Annotated in this window: 16 protein-coding genes; 10 read left to right on the top strand and 6 right to left on the bottom strand. The window is 65.9% G+C overall.

Annotated elements, in window-relative coordinates; genetic code table 11:
- Positions 1–85: 85 nt before the first annotated feature.
- Positions 86–769 carry an envelope integrity protein Cei gene (cei, locus tag Q7514_RS02170; protein WP_330131615.1) on the bottom strand — a complete coding sequence of 228 codons (684 nt, stop codon included), beginning with the start codon at positions 767–769 and terminating at the stop codon, positions 86–88.
- A 393-nt stretch (positions 770–1,162) separates the two neighbouring features.
- On the opposite strand from cei, the gene Q7514_RS02165 reads away from it, so the two are divergent.
- Positions 1,163–1,465 (top strand): DUF4193 domain-containing protein, encoded by a 303-nt coding sequence (locus tag Q7514_RS02165; RefSeq protein WP_054714450.1) that lies wholly within the window; start codon positions 1,163–1,165, stop codon positions 1,463–1,465.
- A gap of 92 nt (positions 1,466–1,557) precedes the next feature.
- On the opposite strand, the gene Q7514_RS02160 is transcribed toward Q7514_RS02165, so the two are convergent.
- Positions 1,558–2,061: a DUF3093 domain-containing protein gene (locus Q7514_RS02160; RefSeq protein ID WP_330131614.1), complete on the bottom strand. Its 504-nt coding sequence runs from the start codon at positions 2,059–2,061 to the stop codon at positions 1,558–1,560.
- A 60-nt stretch (positions 2,062–2,121) separates the two neighbouring features.
- Between Q7514_RS02160 and dut the strand changes: the two genes are divergently transcribed.
- The gene (dut, locus tag Q7514_RS02155; protein ID WP_054714462.1) at positions 2,122–2,592 is read left to right on the top strand and encodes a dUTP diphosphatase; all 471 of its coding nucleotides are present in this window, start codon (positions 2,122–2,124) and stop codon (positions 2,590–2,592) included.
- A gap of 1 nt (position 2,593) precedes the next feature.
- A complete protein-coding gene (locus Q7514_RS02150; RefSeq protein ID WP_330131613.1) occupies positions 2,594–3,415 on the top strand; it encodes a DUF3710 domain-containing protein in 822 nt (273 codons plus the stop codon).
- 41 nt (positions 3,416–3,456) lie between these two features.
- Here Q7514_RS02150 and Q7514_RS02145 read toward each other — a convergent pair whose 3' ends face one another.
- A complete protein-coding gene (locus tag Q7514_RS02145; RefSeq protein ID WP_330131612.1) occupies positions 3,457–4,203 on the bottom strand; it encodes an alpha/beta hydrolase in 747 nt (248 codons plus the stop codon).
- A gap of 132 nt (positions 4,204–4,335) precedes the next feature.
- Between Q7514_RS02145 and Q7514_RS02140 the strand changes: the two genes are divergently transcribed.
- Complete coding sequence (locus tag Q7514_RS02140) at positions 4,336–4,713, top strand: OB-fold nucleic acid binding domain-containing protein (protein ID WP_330131611.1); 378 nt, start codon at positions 4,336–4,338, stop codon at positions 4,711–4,713.
- 59 nt (positions 4,714–4,772) lie between these two features.
- Positions 4,773–5,489 carry a DUF3159 domain-containing protein gene (locus Q7514_RS02135; protein WP_330131610.1) on the top strand — a complete coding sequence of 239 codons (717 nt, stop codon included), beginning with the start codon at positions 4,773–4,775 and terminating at the stop codon, positions 5,487–5,489.
- Here the strand turns inward: Q7514_RS02135 and Q7514_RS02130 are convergent.
- Both Q7514_RS02130 and Q7514_RS02125 read right to left on the bottom strand, forming a co-directional pair.
- Positions 5,486–6,139, bottom strand: coding sequence for a potassium channel family protein (locus tag Q7514_RS02130; protein WP_330131609.1), 654 nt, complete (start codon positions 6,137–6,139; stop codon positions 5,486–5,488). The genes Q7514_RS02135 and Q7514_RS02130 overlap by 4 nt on opposite strands.
- Positions 6,140–6,149: 10 nt before the next feature.
- A complete protein-coding gene (locus Q7514_RS02125; protein ID WP_330131608.1) occupies positions 6,150–6,818 on the bottom strand; it encodes a potassium channel family protein in 669 nt (222 codons plus the stop codon).
- Positions 6,819–6,938: 120 nt separating this feature from the next.
- On the opposite strand from Q7514_RS02125, the gene Q7514_RS02120 reads away from it, so the two are divergent.
- The 5 genes from Q7514_RS02120 (at position 6,939) to dxs (ending at position 14,538) form a co-directional block, all read left to right on the top strand.
- Positions 6,939–8,963: an APC family permease gene (locus Q7514_RS02120; protein WP_330131607.1), complete on the top strand. Its 2,025-nt coding sequence runs from the start codon at positions 6,939–6,941 to the stop codon at positions 8,961–8,963.
- Entirely contained in the window at positions 8,960–10,252 is a 1,293-nt protein-coding gene (locus Q7514_RS02115; protein WP_330131606.1) for a class I SAM-dependent RNA methyltransferase, read from the top strand. The genes Q7514_RS02120 and Q7514_RS02115 overlap by 4 nt, the downstream gene beginning before the upstream one ends.
- 119 nt (positions 10,253–10,371) lie before the next feature.
- Entirely contained in the window at positions 10,372–10,857 is a 486-nt protein-coding gene (locus Q7514_RS02110; RefSeq protein ID WP_330131605.1) for a MarR family winged helix-turn-helix transcriptional regulator, read from the top strand.
- Entirely contained in the window at positions 10,854–12,473 is a 1,620-nt protein-coding gene (locus Q7514_RS02105) for an MDR family MFS transporter (protein ID WP_330131604.1), read from the top strand. The genes Q7514_RS02110 and Q7514_RS02105 overlap by 4 nt, the downstream gene beginning before the upstream one ends.
- A gap of 151 nt (positions 12,474–12,624) precedes the next feature.
- Complete coding sequence (gene dxs, locus Q7514_RS02100) at positions 12,625–14,538, top strand: 1-deoxy-D-xylulose-5-phosphate synthase (protein ID WP_330131603.1); 1,914 nt, start codon at positions 12,625–12,627, stop codon at positions 14,536–14,538.
- Between the two features lie 24 nt (positions 14,539–14,562).
- On the opposite strand, the gene Q7514_RS02095 is transcribed toward dxs, so the two are convergent.
- Positions 14,563–15,969 (bottom strand): sugar porter family MFS transporter, encoded by a 1,407-nt coding sequence (locus Q7514_RS02095; RefSeq protein ID WP_330131602.1) that lies wholly within the window; start codon positions 15,967–15,969, stop codon positions 14,563–14,565.
- Between the last annotated feature and the right edge of the window lie 112 nt (positions 15,970–16,081).

Raw genomic sequence — 16,081 nt, 5'->3', positions numbered from 1 at the left:
GGAACTGCGGTGAATCAGGCCCCGAAATCAGGGCAAAATCGGACGAATAGGGAATTCTGCCCGATTTTGTGAATTGTGCGCGCGGTCAGCACGGTGCGTTGAGTGCGGCGTCGAGGAGTTCCACGTCGAGAGGCGCGGACTTCTCGCCCACAGGCGCTTCCCGCAACGTGCGCAACAGTTCTTCGGCGTCGGCGCTCGGCGTCATGTCGCGGAAATACGTGCCCAGCGCCAGATCGATCGTGTCGTCCTGGCGATCGTCCAGAACCAACTCGGCACACGGCGCGACGAGGCGCGCGGTATTCGCCGCAGCGCGACCACTCTCACCGAACCGGACCTGACCGTGGCATTGCATGTTCTGATCGACATACACCGGATCGTTACCCGCTTGCACATCCGGCGCACTCGCAAAGCCGTAGTCGCTGAGCTGTGCCGCGACCGTGGACGCCTGCCCGCGCTCACCATTCGCATTGAACACCCGCACTCGGGTGGCGGCCAGAGGGGCCGGATCGACGTCGACCATGGTCGAACGGTCCACGACCTGCCCGAGCGGGGCAGGTGCGGGGCTCTCGGGATCGGTCGGTGCTGTGGGTGGAGCCGGGCATGCCACCGTGGTCGTCGTTGTCTCGGCCGTGGTGAACACCGAGGTCCAGACCACGATCGTGCCTGCGGCGAGGACGGCACCCGCGAGTGCGGCGGGCACCCAGCGGCGACGATGGAACGGGCGACCGTGCTTGTCGGTTGCGCTGCCTTCGGTGATCAGGGAAACCACGCAGGTCTGCCTTTCGTCTCCTCGCCGTGGAACGGCGTCGTTCACTGCCGTGGAACTGTGCGCCGTTCACTGTAGAGGGCTGTCCGACCGGTGCGATGGAGGCGTACCGGGTCACCCACATCACGGTCACCGTGATGTGGGTGACGATTTCCGGTCGATTTCGATGAAAACGTGAATCGATTGCATATTCCGCTCTGCTGTCGGCTATTGTTCGGCGGCCGAGCGTCGTCCATCGACGAGGGCGACGGGTTCGGACTCGGGGTATTTCGGGGATACCGACGACAAACCGATACCCGTGGGAACTTCACCGCGCGGTCGGGCGTTGCCTTGGCCGGGAGCATCACCGTGGTTCCCTGTCGAGCACCTGTAAGAGGACTAAGAGGTAAGAGGGAAATGGCGACTGACTACGACGCACCGCGGCGGACCGATAGCGACGATGTGTCGGAAGACTCACTCGAAGAACTGAAGGCACGGCGCAACGAGGCGCAGTCCGCGGTAGTGGACGTCGATGAATCGGACACGGCCGAATCCTTCGAGCTCCCGGGTGCGGACCTGTCCGGCGAGGAACTGTCGGTGCGCGTGGTGCCGAAACAGGCCGATGAATTCACCTGTTCGAGCTGCTTCCTGGTACATCACCGGAGCCGCCTCGCGAGCGAAGAGGGCGGACAGATGATCTGCCGTGACTGCGCCTGGTGACGAAGCACCCGCGCTGAATCGACATCGAAACGCCGCAGCAGTGACCCGAGGGCCACTGCTGCGGCGTAGAAGTATGTGCTGTGAGGTAATCGTCAGCTCGTTGGAGGCTCCCCGTGTCCCAGGGCAGCCAGAAGTTCCGCCGGTCGTCTCGTGCTGATCAGCCAGTAGGGGGTCGGATCCTCCGGATCGTCGAGGACGACCAGAGCCATCGTCTTGATCCACGGGCGATGTCGCACGAACGCGGCGGGATCGAGCTGTCGGCCGAGCGCGGCGCTCTTCGCGGAGCCCGGAACGACGACGCCGCGCGAGATCAGCTCCACCGGGAGGTGGGCCTGTTCGACGACGAGCTCACCGTCGATGACCTCGATACGCCGTCGTGAGAGCCACACCAGCACCCACAGGGCGCAGGGGATCAGTACGGCGTACGGCAGCCACGCGTACATCCCAGGTGCACCCATGTGCAGTTCGGCTGCGAGCAACGCTGCGATTCCGATACCGATGGGCCACCACCAGATCGGAACCCACAACCGTTCGGAGTAGGTCGGCGTGTGGGTCGACGAACCGGTGGTGCTGCCGGAGCTGGAGGTATCAGACACACACCCAGGATAGTCGCCTGGAGATGGGGCATCGACATCCGGAGAGTAGTCTCGGTGCACGTGACCGACCTTTCCCCCATCCCGCTGCGTCGTCTCGACCCGGGTGTCCCCATGCCGACACGGGCGCACGCAGGCGACGCGGGCGTGGATCTGTGTGCCACCAGCGATGTGACGATCGAACCCGGGCAACGGGTGCTCGTCGGAACCGGAGTAGCCGTGGCGTTGCCGGTGGGGACTGTCGGGTTGATCCACCCGCGCTCGGGGCTCGCCGCCAAGTTCGGACTTTCCGTGGTGAACACACCGGGAACCGTCGATGCCGGCTACAGAGGAGAGATCAAGGTGTGCTTGATCAATCACGACACCGAGCACGCCATCGAGGTGAATCGGGGCGACCGTATCGCGCAACTCCTCGTGCAGCGGGTCGAACTCGTCGACTTCGTGGAGGTCGAGGAACTCGACGACACCACCCGTGGTTCCGGTGGTTACGGCTCGAGTGGTGGCCACGCCGGCCTCGTGAAGGAAGGGTCCTGACATGTTCGGACGACGCCGCAAGAACCGCTCCGACCACTTCGACGACCCGACGACCGATGAATTCGAACGCGTCGAAGGTTCCTCCGCGGGTGACAACCCCGACGACGGCGCATTCTTCGACGGAGGTCCGTACGACATCGATGCGATCGATGAGGACGAGGTCGGCACGTCCCGACTCGACCTCGGCTCCGTGCTCGTGCCGATCCCTCAGGGCGGTCAGATCCAGGTCGAGATGGCCCCCAACGGGAGCCCGCAGGCGGTGCACCTGGTGACACAGCACGGGCGGATCACCGTCGCGGCATATGCCGCGCCCAAATCGCCCGGACAGTGGCGTGAAGTGGCTGCCGAACTGGCGGAGACGCTGCGCAACGACAACGCCACGGTGAGCATGGAGAGCGGGCCCTGGGGCCGGGAGCTGCACGGAAGCACTCCGAATGCAGACATGCGGTTCATCGGCATCGACGGCTACCGGTGGATGATCCGATGTGTCGCCGCAGGCCCTGTCGGTGCCGCTGCGGCGGATGGTCCGTTGGTTGCGGCAGCTCACGCAGTGCTCGCCGATACAGTCGTCCGACGAGGCAAGGAACCGCACCCCGTCCGCACCCCCCTGCCGGTCGTCCTTCCCCAGACGCTCGCGGACCAGCTCGCCGCTGCGGCCCAACAGCAGCAGGCGGCGCGCCAGGCCGGCGGTCCGCAGCAGGAGCAGGCCCGGCCGCAGCAGCCGGGAGCACCGACAGCAGGACAGCAGGTTCCCCCTGCCCGGCCGCAGCCGCGCCCCCGCACCGGCGGGTCGGGCTCGGCCATGCAGCAATTGGGATTCTGAACCGCAACCGGCTCCCCGGTGGGCCACTCGGTGCACTGCGCTCAACGAGACGCGATGGCCCGCTTGGCGCGGGTCGCCAGGTCGAGTGCCCCCATACATCCCTCGCCGAGGACCGACGGATCGGCTCCGATGTCGTCCAGGGTGACGGTCGTCAGGGACGCGAACGGCAACGCGGTTACCCACCCACGCCCCACGCCGAGCGGATGAACCGCATCGTCGACGGCGGCAGTGACACCGACGGGCACCGTCACCGAACGCAGTTCGGTGAGGTCGAGTGCCCGGTAGCCCGCGGCTTCCTCGAGCGCCTCGGGGAGATCCGGCCACTGGGAACGCCACGAACGTGACAGCGTGGCTCCCAGCCATGAAGGGCTCGACTCGACCATTGCCGCGGTGACCGACTCCAGGCCGTGAGCACGGAGCTGCGATGCCGTCCAGCGGGCACTGGCGGCGGCAGGGGAGTCGTCGGGCCCTCCCGTCCAGGCAGGGAGAGCTGCGAGCACACCGACGGTGAGCTCCGGGTGCAGTGCAGCCCACTGCAGCGCGACAGCTGCTCCGATGGACACACCACCGACGAGGATGGGACCGTCGAGAGCGGCACGGTCCATCGCTTCGGAGTAGCTAGCGACCACACCGCGAGGATCCGGTTCGACCGCAACGGTGGCGATCCCACGACCCTGCAGTGGAACTGCGAAGGCATCGTGGGCGAACCGCGCGTCGGAGCCCGTCCCAGGTAGGACGACTGCGCTCACGGCGGTGTCGAACGGTGCGGTGGCAGAATCTCGCGTCATGGTGTGATCGTGCCGAATCGATTCGAACGCTGTCGACCCGGTGTGGTTGTCTCTTCGGTGGATCGGTCTACAGTGGCGGACGAAGGAAGTGTCGCGGCACGAGACCCGTGCCGCCCGTTTCAGGAGCGCGCTATGGCATCCGCCGCAGCCGGCTACATTCGTCGGCTCACCCGTCGCCTCACCGAGGATCTCGAAGAACTCGATGCGGAGGAGATGGCCGAATCGTCACACGCGACGGGCGCGCTGCCTGTTGTGTCCTGTACCAGGGGGCAGGAAGTGACGATGTTCGGGCGACTGAGAAGTGTGGAATCGTCGTCGAAGGCTGCGTGTGCCTCGGTCGAGGCGGAACTCTTCGACGGAACCGATTCGATTCTGCTCGTGTGGATCGGGCGTCGGCGTATCCCCGGCATCGAACCGGGTAAGACCCTGCAGGTCCGCGGTCGGGTCGGCGAGCGCGACGGCCGCAAGGCGATCTACAACCCGTACTACGAGCTCAGAGACCCCGCCTGAACGAAGTACCCGCAGCTCGGCGGGAGGCAAGGGCGCCCGAGTGTGGCACCCTCGTATACGTGAGCGATACCAGCCGGCAGACCCTTCTCGAACAACTCGGTGGACTCAGCGGGTTGGTGTACTCGACACTGCCCGTGCTGGTGTTCGTGCCGATCAACAGCGTGTGGGGTCTTACAGCCGCGATCTGGTCGGCGATCGCGGTCGCGTGCGGTGTCCTGGTGTGGCGACTGATCCGGCGGACACCCATTCAACCGGCCATCTCCGGATTCATGGGCGTGGCCCTGTGCGCCTTCATTGCGCATCGGACGGGAGACGCGAAAGGCTACTTTCTGTTCGGAATCTACGCGAGCCTGGTCTACGGCGGCGCGTTCGTGCTGTCGGTGCTCGTGCGGCGACCTCTCGTCGGCGTGATCTGGGGGATGCTCAACGGGCAGGGTTCGCGCTGGCGTGCCCATCGCGACGCCGTGCGGGCCTACGACATCGCGACGGCCGCGTGGGCGCTGGTGTTCGTCGTGCGCTATCTCGTACAGAACCATCTCTACGACCAGGATCAGACCGGCTGGCTCGCGGCCGCTCGAATCGGTATGGGTTGGCCGCTGACCGCGCTTGCGCTGTTTGTGACCCTCTGGGCGGTCCGTAAGGCCGACAGGCTGGTCGAGCCGCCGGTGGACGAGGGCGAGGCGGACTCGGAAGTCGCAGCGGAGACCGGCATAGCGGCAGACGCGGGTGCCGCATCACATGACACACCCACACCCGCACCGCGCGACAAGAGTTAGCGCTCGATCAGGGCGCGAAGCTCGTCCTCGACCTCCTCCGCTGCAACGAAGAGCAGTTCGTCCCCGCCCTCGAGTGGATCGTCGGCCTGCGGGACGATCACGCGGTCTCCGCGCAGGATCGTCACGAGCGCAACGTCGCGGGGGAGTGCGAGCTTGCGGACCGGTTTTCCGGCCAACGCGGTGGTGTCAGGCAGTGTGATCTCGACGAGATTCGCGCCCTTGCGCAGGGTCATCAGCCGAACGAGATCGCCGACGGAGACCGCTTCCTCGACGAGTGAGGCCAGCATCCTCGGTGTGGACACGGCCACGTCGACGCCCCACGACTCGTCGAACAGCCATTCGTTGCGTGGATCGTTGACCCGGGCAACGACCCGCGCGACTCCGAATTCTGTGGTGGCGAGCAGGCTCAGCACCAGATTCGCCTTGTCGTCGCCCGTCGCGGCGATCACCACGTCGTACTGCTCGAGTCCTGCCGTCTCGAGCAGGCTGAGTTCACAGGCATCGCCGTGGACCCATTTCGCATCGGGCACGGACGTGGGGTCGACGTGATCGAGTTTGCGCTCGACGAGCATCACCTCGTGCTCGTTACGCAGAAGCTCGCGGGCGATGGAACGTCCGACTGCGCCTGCACCTGCGATGGCGACCTTCATCGGTATGTCCTCACTCGTCGTTGTCGGCGGGCGGGTTTTCTGCCAGCGCAATCGATTCGGCGACGGTTCCCGAGACCGCCGCGATGTAGACCTGGTCGTCGGCCTGGATCAGGGTTTTCCGGTCCGGGAGCACGCCCGCACCGAATCGGATGAGGAAGGCGACTCTGGCTCCGGTGGCTGCCTCGAGATCGGTCACGCGTCGGCCGACCCACTCCTCGTGGACATTGACCTCGCAGACCGCGACCGAACCTGTCGGGTCGCGCCAGCGCGCGTTCTCACTCTCGTGGGTGAGCGTGTGCAGGAGCCGATCGGTGGTCCACGGCACCGTGGCGATGGTGGGAATCCCGAGCCGTTCGTACACGGCGGCGCGTTTCGCGTCGTAGATCCGTGCGACCACACGTTCCACGCCGAAGGTCTCGCGGGCTGTGCGAGCGGAGATGATGTTGGAATTGTCTCCGGAGGACACTGCGGCGAACGCGTCGGCGCGCTCGATTCCGGCGTCGATCAGGACGTCACGATCGAAGCCCATCCCGACGACCGTGCGACCGGGGAAGTCGTCGCCCAGTCGGAGGAACGCCCCCGCGTCGCGGTCGATGACCGCCACGTCGTGACCGAGTCGGGCCAGCGCGGTGGCCACCGACGATCCCACACGGCCGCAACCCATGACCACCACGTACACCACGCACTCCGTTCGTCGGCACCTCCTGCCGAACGGAAACCGTACCGCTCCGACGGCAACGGCGGGTGGAAGACCCGGACACCGGGTCGTGATGGGCCGAGTACGGCTTAGGCTGGGCGCGTGTCCAAGCTTTCCACCGCCACGAAGCGGCTACTGCTGGGTCGGCCGTTTCGAAGCGACACCCTCGGGCACACGTTGCTCCCCAAGCGCATCGCGCTGCCGGTGTTCGCCTCCGATGCACTCTCGTCGATCGCGTACGCGCCGGAGGAGATCTTCCTGGTCCTGTCGGTCGCAGGCCTGTCGGCGTACGCCTTCACGCCGTGGGTCGGTATCGCGGTCGCCGTGGTGCTGGTCATCGTGGTGGCGAGTTACCGCCAGAATGTGCGCGCCTACCCCTCCGGTGGTGGTGACTACGAGGTCGCGACGAAGAATCTCGGGCCCATCGCGGGGCTCACGGTCGGCAGTGCATTGCTCGTGGACTACGTGCTCATCCTTGCGGTGTCGATTTCGTCGGCCGCCGCCAACATCGGCTCGGCCGTGCCGTTCGTCGCACAGCACAAGGTGCTGTTCGCGATCCTGGCGATCGGTCTCCTCACCGCCATGAACCTGCGCGGAATGCGGGAGGCAGGAACCGCGTTCGCGATCCCCACCTACGCGTTCATGGCGGCCATGGCCATCATGATCGTCTGGGGGTTCGTGCAGATATTCGTGCTCGGGGGGGACCTGCGCGCGGAGTCCGCCGACTTCGAACTCGTGGCGGAGCAAACGGATCTGACTGCGATCGCCTTCGTGTTCCTGATCGCGCGTGCGTTCTCGTCCGGGTGTGCAGCCCTCACAGGTGTGGAAGCAATCAGCACGGGAGTTCCCGCGTTCCGTAAGCCGAAGGCCCGCAACGCTGCGACCACGTTGCTGTTACTGGGTGCTGTAGCGGTGCCGCTCTTCCTCGGGGTCGTGTTCCTTGCAGGCCGGATCGGTGTCGTGGTGGCAGAGCATCCCGCCACCCAATTGAAGGGTGCCCCCGAGGGATACGAACAGAAGACACTCGTTGCGCAACTCGCGCATACGGTGTTCGCAGGATTTCCCGTCGGTTTCTTCCTCGTCACCGTGGCCACCGCGTTGATCCTGCTGCTCGCGGCGAACACCGCATTCAGTGGATTCCCGGCGCTCGCGTCGGTGCTCGCGCAGAATCGGTATCTTCCGCGGCAGCTGCACACTCGTGGCGACAAGCTGGCGTTCAGTAACGGGATCCTGTTCCTGTCGGGCGTGGCGGTCGTGTTCGTATGGGTATTCGATGCCCGGGTCACCCAGCTGATTCAGCTGTACATCGTGGGGGTGTTCGTCGCGTTCACGCTCGGGCAGGCGGGCATGGTGCGGCACTGGACGCGGCACCTGGCGGTCGAAACCGACCCCGCCGAGCGGGGGCGGATGATTCGCGCGCGCGTGATCAACGGTCTCGGGTTGATCGCCACCACCGCGGTGTTGATCATTGTTCTGGCCACCAAGTTCTCCGGTGGAGCGTGGATTGCCGTCCTCATGATCCTGGTGATCTTCGTGCTGATGAAAGCGATCCGGCGTCATTACGACAGCGTGGCCGCCGAGCTCGAGGCGGCGGAATGGGACGGAGTCCTGCCCAGCCGCACGCACTCGATCGTCCTGGTGTCGACGCTGCACATGCCGACCCGTCGGGCCTTGGCCTTCGCCCGGGCGACGCGTCCCGACACGCTCGAGGCGATCACGGTCAACGTCGACGACGCGAATACCCGTCAACTGGTCCGCGACTGGGACGCCAGCGACATCACGGTACCGTTGAAGGTCGTCGAGTCGCCGTATCGCGAGATCACCCGGCCGGTTCTGGACTACGTGCGGCGCGTCCGGCGAGATTCTCCGCGTGACGTCGTCACCGTGTTCATCCCGGAGTACGTGGTCGGGCACTGGTGGGAGCAGATCCTTCACAACCAGAGCGCCCTGAGATTGAAGAGCCGTCTGCTCTTCCAGCCGGGAGTGATGGTCACGAGTGTGCCGTGGCAGTTGCGCTCGTCTGCGAGGGTGCCCAAGGACCGGATCGACACTGTGCCCGGGGCGGTCCGCCGCGGGTTGGAGAACGAAGCGGGTCACAGACCCGCGAAACAGGAGGAAGATCAGTGAGCCGCCAGGAGCAGAAGCGTGCAGGAACCGACTGGTCCGGGCAACGGATCGAGGTGACACTCGGCAATCCCGCACACGGCGGCTTCTGCGTCGCCCGCCGGGAGGGCCGTGTGGTGTTCGTGCGACACGGCCTGCCGGGGGAGCGGGTGTTCGCGGTCGTCACCGAGGATCGCGGAGGCTCCTTCTGTTTCGCCGACGCGGTGGAGATCTTGGAAGCGTCGGATGATCGCGTCGACCGCGTGTGTCCCGTCGCCGGCCCCGGCGGTGCAGGATGCTGTGACATGTCGCATGCCACGCCGTCGGCTCAGCGGCACATCGCGGCGGCCGTGGTCGCCGAACAACTGCGTCGCCTCGGTGGTGTGGAGCGTGACGTTCTCGTCGAGGAGGTAGCCGGGGGCGCGGAGGACGGCACCCGGTGGCGAACGCGGGTGCGATTGGCGGTCGATGCGGCGGGAACGCCGGGATACCGGCGCTACCACAGCAACGAGGTGGTACCCGACCTCGGTTGCACCCAGATCGATCAGCGAGCGTACACCGACCTGGTCGAACACGTGTGGCAGCCGGGTGCCGACCTCCAGGTCGTCCTCGACGCGGACGGGCAGCGGCACGTGGTGGAGATCGCACCACCGGTGGTGTCGCGTACCGGTCGCCGCAGCCCGGGCCGTCGCGGCGCATCTGCGCGGCGCGCCGCGGTGAATGCACCTCGCGCGGAGAAGGTGGTCGAGGGTTCCGGTCGCCCGGTCGAGCGGGTCGGGTCGCGGGAGTGGCGGTTGGCCGCCACGGGATTCTGGCAGGCCCATCGAGGTTCCGCGCAGACGTACTCGACCGTCGTGAGCGAGTGGGCCGATGCGACGGCAGGCGGCACTGTGTGGGATCTCTACGGCGGGGTCGGCGTGTTCGCGGCGGCGGTGGCCGACCAGGTCGGCGTATCAGGGCGCGTCGAGTCGGTGGAGTCGTCCCGTCAGGCGGTGGACGACGGTGCGGAGGCGCTCGCGGACCTGTCGCAGGTGTCGTTCCGGCATGGTCGGGTCGAGCGCGTCATCGGCGCACTCGCCGCGCCCGACGTGGTGATCCTCGATCCGCCGCGCGCAGGTGCAGGCAAGGAGGTCGTCGCTGCGATCGCTGATGCGGCGCCTCGGCGAGTCATCCATGTCGGTTGCGACCCGGCGTCGTTCGGGCGTGATGTGGGCCTTTATCGTGCACAAGGATTCGAGCTGGCGGACCTGCGCGCGTTCGCTGCATTCCCGTCGACGCACCACGTGGAGTGCCTCGCGCTGTTCACGCGCTGACGTCCACCCCGGGCGGCAATGTGGCTTGTCCGATTCGCGAAGTAATTGCTTGCGGCATGCAACTAACTGTATAGTTGCATGCCGCAAGCAATTGAATTCGTCATTTTCGGAGGTCCGCGTTGACTGCTGTTCAACCCGACACGGTGCACGCGCTCGCCGACTCGATTTTCCTCTTCGGCCGAACCCTGCGTGCCGCGCTGACCCGGAGCGAGCCGGATCTGCTCCCCAACGCACTCGCCGGTGTGCTCTTCCTGCTGGCCCGCACAGGGCAGTGTCGCCCGAGTGTGCTGGCTGCCGAAATGCACGTCGGTCAGTCATCGCTCAGTCGACACATCGGTGAGCTCGTCGACCGCGGGTTCATACGCCGGGATCCCGATCCCGACGACAAACGGGCACATCTCGTGACCTGTTCGCCGGAAGGTCTCGACATGCTCGCAGCCATTCGCGCTCGGCGCACCGAGCGGCTGGCTGCCCAACTCGACGACTGGAGCGAGGCACAGGTTGCCGACGCTCTCGATGTCGTCGCCCGGCTCGACGCAGCCCTGAGTCCCATCGCCGCCACAGACGCGGCCACCACGACCAACCTCCAAAGGAACTGTTCATGAGTACAACCGCCGTCACGGACGGAGCTTCGACGCCGCCCGGTTCCGGTCAGGATGCCGAGTCGCTGTTGACCCATCGCGAGATCCTCGCGGTCCTCGCAGGCCTTCTCGCTGCATTGTTCACCGCGCTGCTCAGCAGCACGATCGTGTCGACCGCCCTGCCGACGATCATCGCCGACCTGCAGGGAACCCAGACCCAGTACGCCTGGGTGATCACCACGGCGTTGCTCGCGAACGCCGCGTCCACGCCGATCTGGGGCAAGCTGTCCGACCTGTTCAACAAGAAGCTCCTCGTCCAGCTGTCGATCCTGATCTTCGTCGGTGGGTCGGTGCTGGCCGGCCTCGCACAGGACGTCACCGTGCTCCTCGGTGCCCGCGTCGTCCAGGGCATCGGAATGGGCGGTCTGACCGCGCTGGTCGTGGCGATCATCGGCAGCATCATCCCGCCGCGTGAACGCGGTCGCTACTCCGGTTACATGGGTGCAGTGATGGCTGTCGCCATGTCGGGAGGCCCAGTGCTCGGTGGCGTGATCGTCGACAGCCCGCTCGGGTGGCGCTGGTGCTTCTACGTGTGCGTCCCCCTCGCGGTCATCGCGCTGGTGCTCCTGCAGCGCACCCTGAAAATCGCGACGGAGCGCAAGAGGAATGTGAAGATCGACTGGTTCGGTGCGACTTTGATCACCGCCGGTGTGAGCGTCCTGCTCATCTGGGTGTCGTTCGCAGGCAAGGAGGGCTACTACGAGTGGTTCTCCCTCGAGTCCGCCGCCTACGTCGTCGCAGGCCTGGCGTTGCTCGCCGCCACCGTGTTCGTGGAGTCCAAGGTTGCGGATCCGATCATCCCGCTGAAGATCGTCACCGAACGTACGACCGCGCTGGCGATCATCGCATCGATCGCCGTCGGAGTCGGCCTGTTCGGTGCCACCACCTTCCTTACCCAGTACTTCCAGACGGCTCGCAGCTTCAGCCCGACCGCGGCCGGCCTGCTCACCATCCCGATGGTCGCCGGCACGCTGGTGTCGTCGACGCTGTCGGGACAGTTGATCACCCGGTTCGGCCAGTGGAAGCCGTTCATCGTCGGTGGGGCCGTGCTCCAGTTCGTCGGTTTCGCGCTCCTCGGCACCATCGATCACACCACCTCGCTCGTCGTCATCGGCGTCTACATCGCGATCGTGGGTCTCGGCACCGGCATGCTGATGCAGAACCTGGTCCTTGCGGTGCAGAACACCGTGAGTGTGAAGAACATCGGTGCAGCGAGCAGCTCGGTTGCGTTCTTCCGTACGTTCGGCGGCGCCATCGGGGTGTCGATCCTGGGTTCGATCCTGGCAGCGCGCGTCTCCACCCTCTCCGCCGATGGATTCGCGAAGCTCGGAATCGACGCCTCGGCGTCGGGTGGTGGCAGTGCCAATCTGGATCTCGACGCGCTCCCCGCACCGGTCGCGGAGGTCGTGCATACGGCCTACGGAGATGCCACGGGTACGCTCTTCCTCGTAGCCGCCGGGTTCGCACTGATTACTCTGGTGGCAGTGGTGCTCATCCCGAACCGTGAGTTGCGCACCACGATCGACCTCGTCGACGAGGAGCCCACGACCGATCGTCGTGCCCAGGCCGCCGAAGTGTGAGGAGGCATCGAGCGAGGCGCACATGTTGCCCGACCTGTGCGTCTCGCGGATGTGAGTGATGTGACGGTCAGAACCGTGCCGCCGCTCCGTAGAATGCAGTAACTGCTCGCGCACCGCCGCGGGAATCACGATCCGGAGGGAGCTAGATCAGTTGGGTGTCCTGTCCCGCATCCAGTCACCCGACGATGTGCGTCGTCTCTCGCCGAGCGAGGTCACGCAACTCGCAGGTGAGATCCGAGGCTTCCTCGTCGAGAAGGTGGCGGCAACCGGGGGACACCTCGGCCCCAACCTCGGTGTCGTCGAGCTGACGCTCGCACTCCATCGCGTGTTCGACTCGCCGCACGACCCGATCCTGTTCGACACCGGTCATCAGGCCTACGTCCACAAGATTCTCACCGGCCGCAAGGACGACTTCGACACGCTGCGGCAGCGCGGAGGCCTGTCCGGGTACCCGTGCCGGGCCGAAAGTGAGCACGACTGGATCGAGTCTTCGCACGCGTCCGCCGCGCTGTCCTACGCCGATGGTCTCGCCAAGGCATATGAACTCGGTGGTCAGGACCGTACGGTCGTCGCAGTGGTCGGAGACGGAGCCCTTACCGGCGGAATGTGCTGGGAAGCGCTCAACAACATCGCCGCGGGCAGCACGCGCTCTCTGGTGATGGTGGTCAACGACAACGGCCGTTCGTACGCGCCGACGATCGGTGGTCTCGCCGAGCACCTGGCAGCGCTGCGGCTGCGGCCCGGATACGAGCGTGCGCTCGACAACGGTCGCCGCATGGTCAAGAGGATCCCGTGGTTCGGTGCCGCAGCCTACTCCGTGCTACACGGGATGAAGAGCGGGATCAAGGATGTGGTGAGCCCGCAGGTCCTGTTCACCGATCTCGGGATCAAGTACCTCGGGCCGGTCGACGGCCACGACGAGCCGGCCCTCGAAGCTGCCCTGCGCCGCGCGAAAGCGTACGGCGGTCCTGTGATTGTGCACGCGGTCACCAGGAAGGGCGCGGGGTACGCGCCGGCCGAGAATCACGAGGCAGACCAGATGCATGCCACCGGCGTGATGGACCCGCGCACAGGACGCGCCACCTCGTCGTCGAAACCGGACTGGACGTCTGTGTTCTCGGACGAACTCATCGCACGTGCCGAAGCCCGCGAGGACATCGTCGCGATCACCGCCGCGATGGCCGGTCCGACCGGGCTCGCGAAGTTCGGCGACCGATTCCCCGACCGGACCTTCGATGTGGGGATCGCCGAGCAGCACGCGGTGACCTCTGCGGCAGGTCTGGCCCTCGGTGGTATGCACCCCGTCGTCGCTGTGTATTCGACGTTCCTCAATCGGGCGTTCGACCAGCTGCTCATGGACGTGGCACTGCTGAAGCAACCCGTGACGCTGGTTCTCGATCGAGCCGGGATCACGGGCACGGACGGCGCGAGCCACAACGGCATGTGGGACATGTCGCTTCTCGGCATCGTGCCGGGAATCCGCGTGGCAGCACCGCGCGACGGCACCACCCTCCGCGAAGAACTCGGTGAAGCCCTCGACATCGACGACGGTCCGACCGTCCTCCGATTCCCGAAGGGCGCTGTCGGAGATGACATCCCTGCGATCGAACGCCTCGACGGCACGGTCGATGTGCTGCGGATGCCGGAGGCGCGGAGGGGCGACGTCCTGTTCGTTGCGGTCGGAGCATTCGCGTCCCTGGCGCTCGATGCGGCCGACCGCTTGGCCAAGCAGGGCATCACTGCTGCCGTCGTCGACCCGCGGTGGGTGCTCCCGGTACCCGACGCGATGATCGACCTCGCGGTCGGATTCCGGCTCGTCGTCACCGTCGAAGACGGTGGAGTGCACGGTGGAGTGGGATCGGCTGTGTCCTCGGCATTGCGCAGCAACGACATCGATGTGCCTGCCCGTGACCTCGCGGTCCCCCAGCAGTTCCTCGACCACGCCTCGCGCAGCGAGATCCACCAGCAGCTCGGCCTGACCGCGCAGGATGTCGCGCGTCAGGTCACAGGCTGGGTGGTGGGCCTCGACGGCAGTGATGCCTCGGAGACGATCGCGCAACGCTGAGCCGGCGGATCTCGAACTGCGGTGTCAGGTGTGCATGTCCTCGAGTTCCATGCCCTTGGTCTCCGGAATCTTCGACTTGACGAAGAAGAACGACAGCAGCGCGAAGAATGCGAACAGACCGTAGAGGAACCACAACCCCACCGACTCCGTGAGAGGCGGGAAGGCCAGGGTGACGGTGAAGTTCGCGATCCAGTTGGCGGCGGTACTCAGACCGAGTGCCAGCGCGCGCATCCGGTTCGGGAACATCTCGCCGAGCATCACCCACATGATCGGGCCCCACGTGGCGGCGAAGAAGATCACGAACGCGTTAGCGCCAACGAGCGCCACGGTGCCCCACGGAGCCGGGAGCTGTAGGTCGTCGCCGCTCCCGGTTGCCTGCGAGAACGCGATGGCGGCGAGAAGAAGGCTGACGAACATACCGATCGACCCCACCATGAGCAGAGGTCGCCGCCCGATCTTGTCGACGAACAGAATCGCGACGAACGTCATGACGACGTTGATGACCGCGGTGATCACGGACGTCGTGAACGACTGGTTCTCGCTGAACCCCACCGACTTCCACAGCGTCGTCGAGTAGTAGAAGATCGCGTTGATACCGACGAACTGCTGGAAGATCGCCATCGTGATGCCTACCCACACCAGGGACTGCAATCCGAAGACCGGACCGCGGATGTCGTCCCACGATCGCGCCGTCTCGCGGCGCAGCGTCAGTCGGATCTCGGCGACACGTTCGTCCGGATGGAGATCTCCGGTGACGTCGGCGAGAATTCGGGCGGCTTCCTCGTCGAGATCTTTACCGACCAGGAAGCGCGGAGACTCCGGGATCATCAGCGCCAGTACGCCGTAGACGAGGGCGGGGACCACGCCGACGAGGAACATCCATCGCCACGCTTCCAAGTTCCACCACAGTTCGTTCGAGGCGCCGCCCGCGGCGTTCTGCAGGATCGCGTCGGACAGCAGTGCGGTGAAGATACCCAGCGTGATGGCGAGCTGTTGTAGCGACGCCAGGCTGCCTCGGTAACGCGCTGGTGCGATCTCTGAGATGTAGGTCGGTGCGATGACGGATGCGATGCCGATACCGAGGCCGCCGAGGACACGCCACAACATCAGGTCCGGCACACTGAACGCGAGCCCCGAACCGATCGACGAGATCGTGAACAGTGCCGAGCCGAGCAGCATGACCTTCTTGCGGCCCCAACGGTCGGCGAGCTGGCCGGCGAACCAGGCACCGGCGGCACATCCGAGCAGTGCGATGGCAACGGCGAATCCTGTGAAGAACGACCCGAGCTCGAAATGTCCTTGGATGGAATCGACGGCGCCGTTGATGACCGAGCTGTCGAATCCGAAGAGGAAGCCACCGACTGCGGCTGCGACGGTGACCGCGATGACCTTGGCGGCGTGCCCGCTCGAGGGCTGCGTGGGTTGGGACATTTCCACTCGCACCTGCTCTTCCGTGGATACCGGTCACCGGCGGATTCTCGTCCCGCGCAGTGTCGGACCAATTCACGCTAGCTCTCCGGTCACCGTCCCGCGGCAAGATCAC

The sequence above is a fragment of the Rhodococcus artemisiae genome, from assembly GCF_036327795.1.
In the GTDB taxonomy this organism is placed as follows: domain Bacteria; phylum Actinomycetota; class Actinomycetes; order Mycobacteriales; family Mycobacteriaceae; genus Rhodococcus; species Rhodococcus artemisiae.
This window is presented reverse-complemented; position numbering and strand designations above follow the sequence as displayed.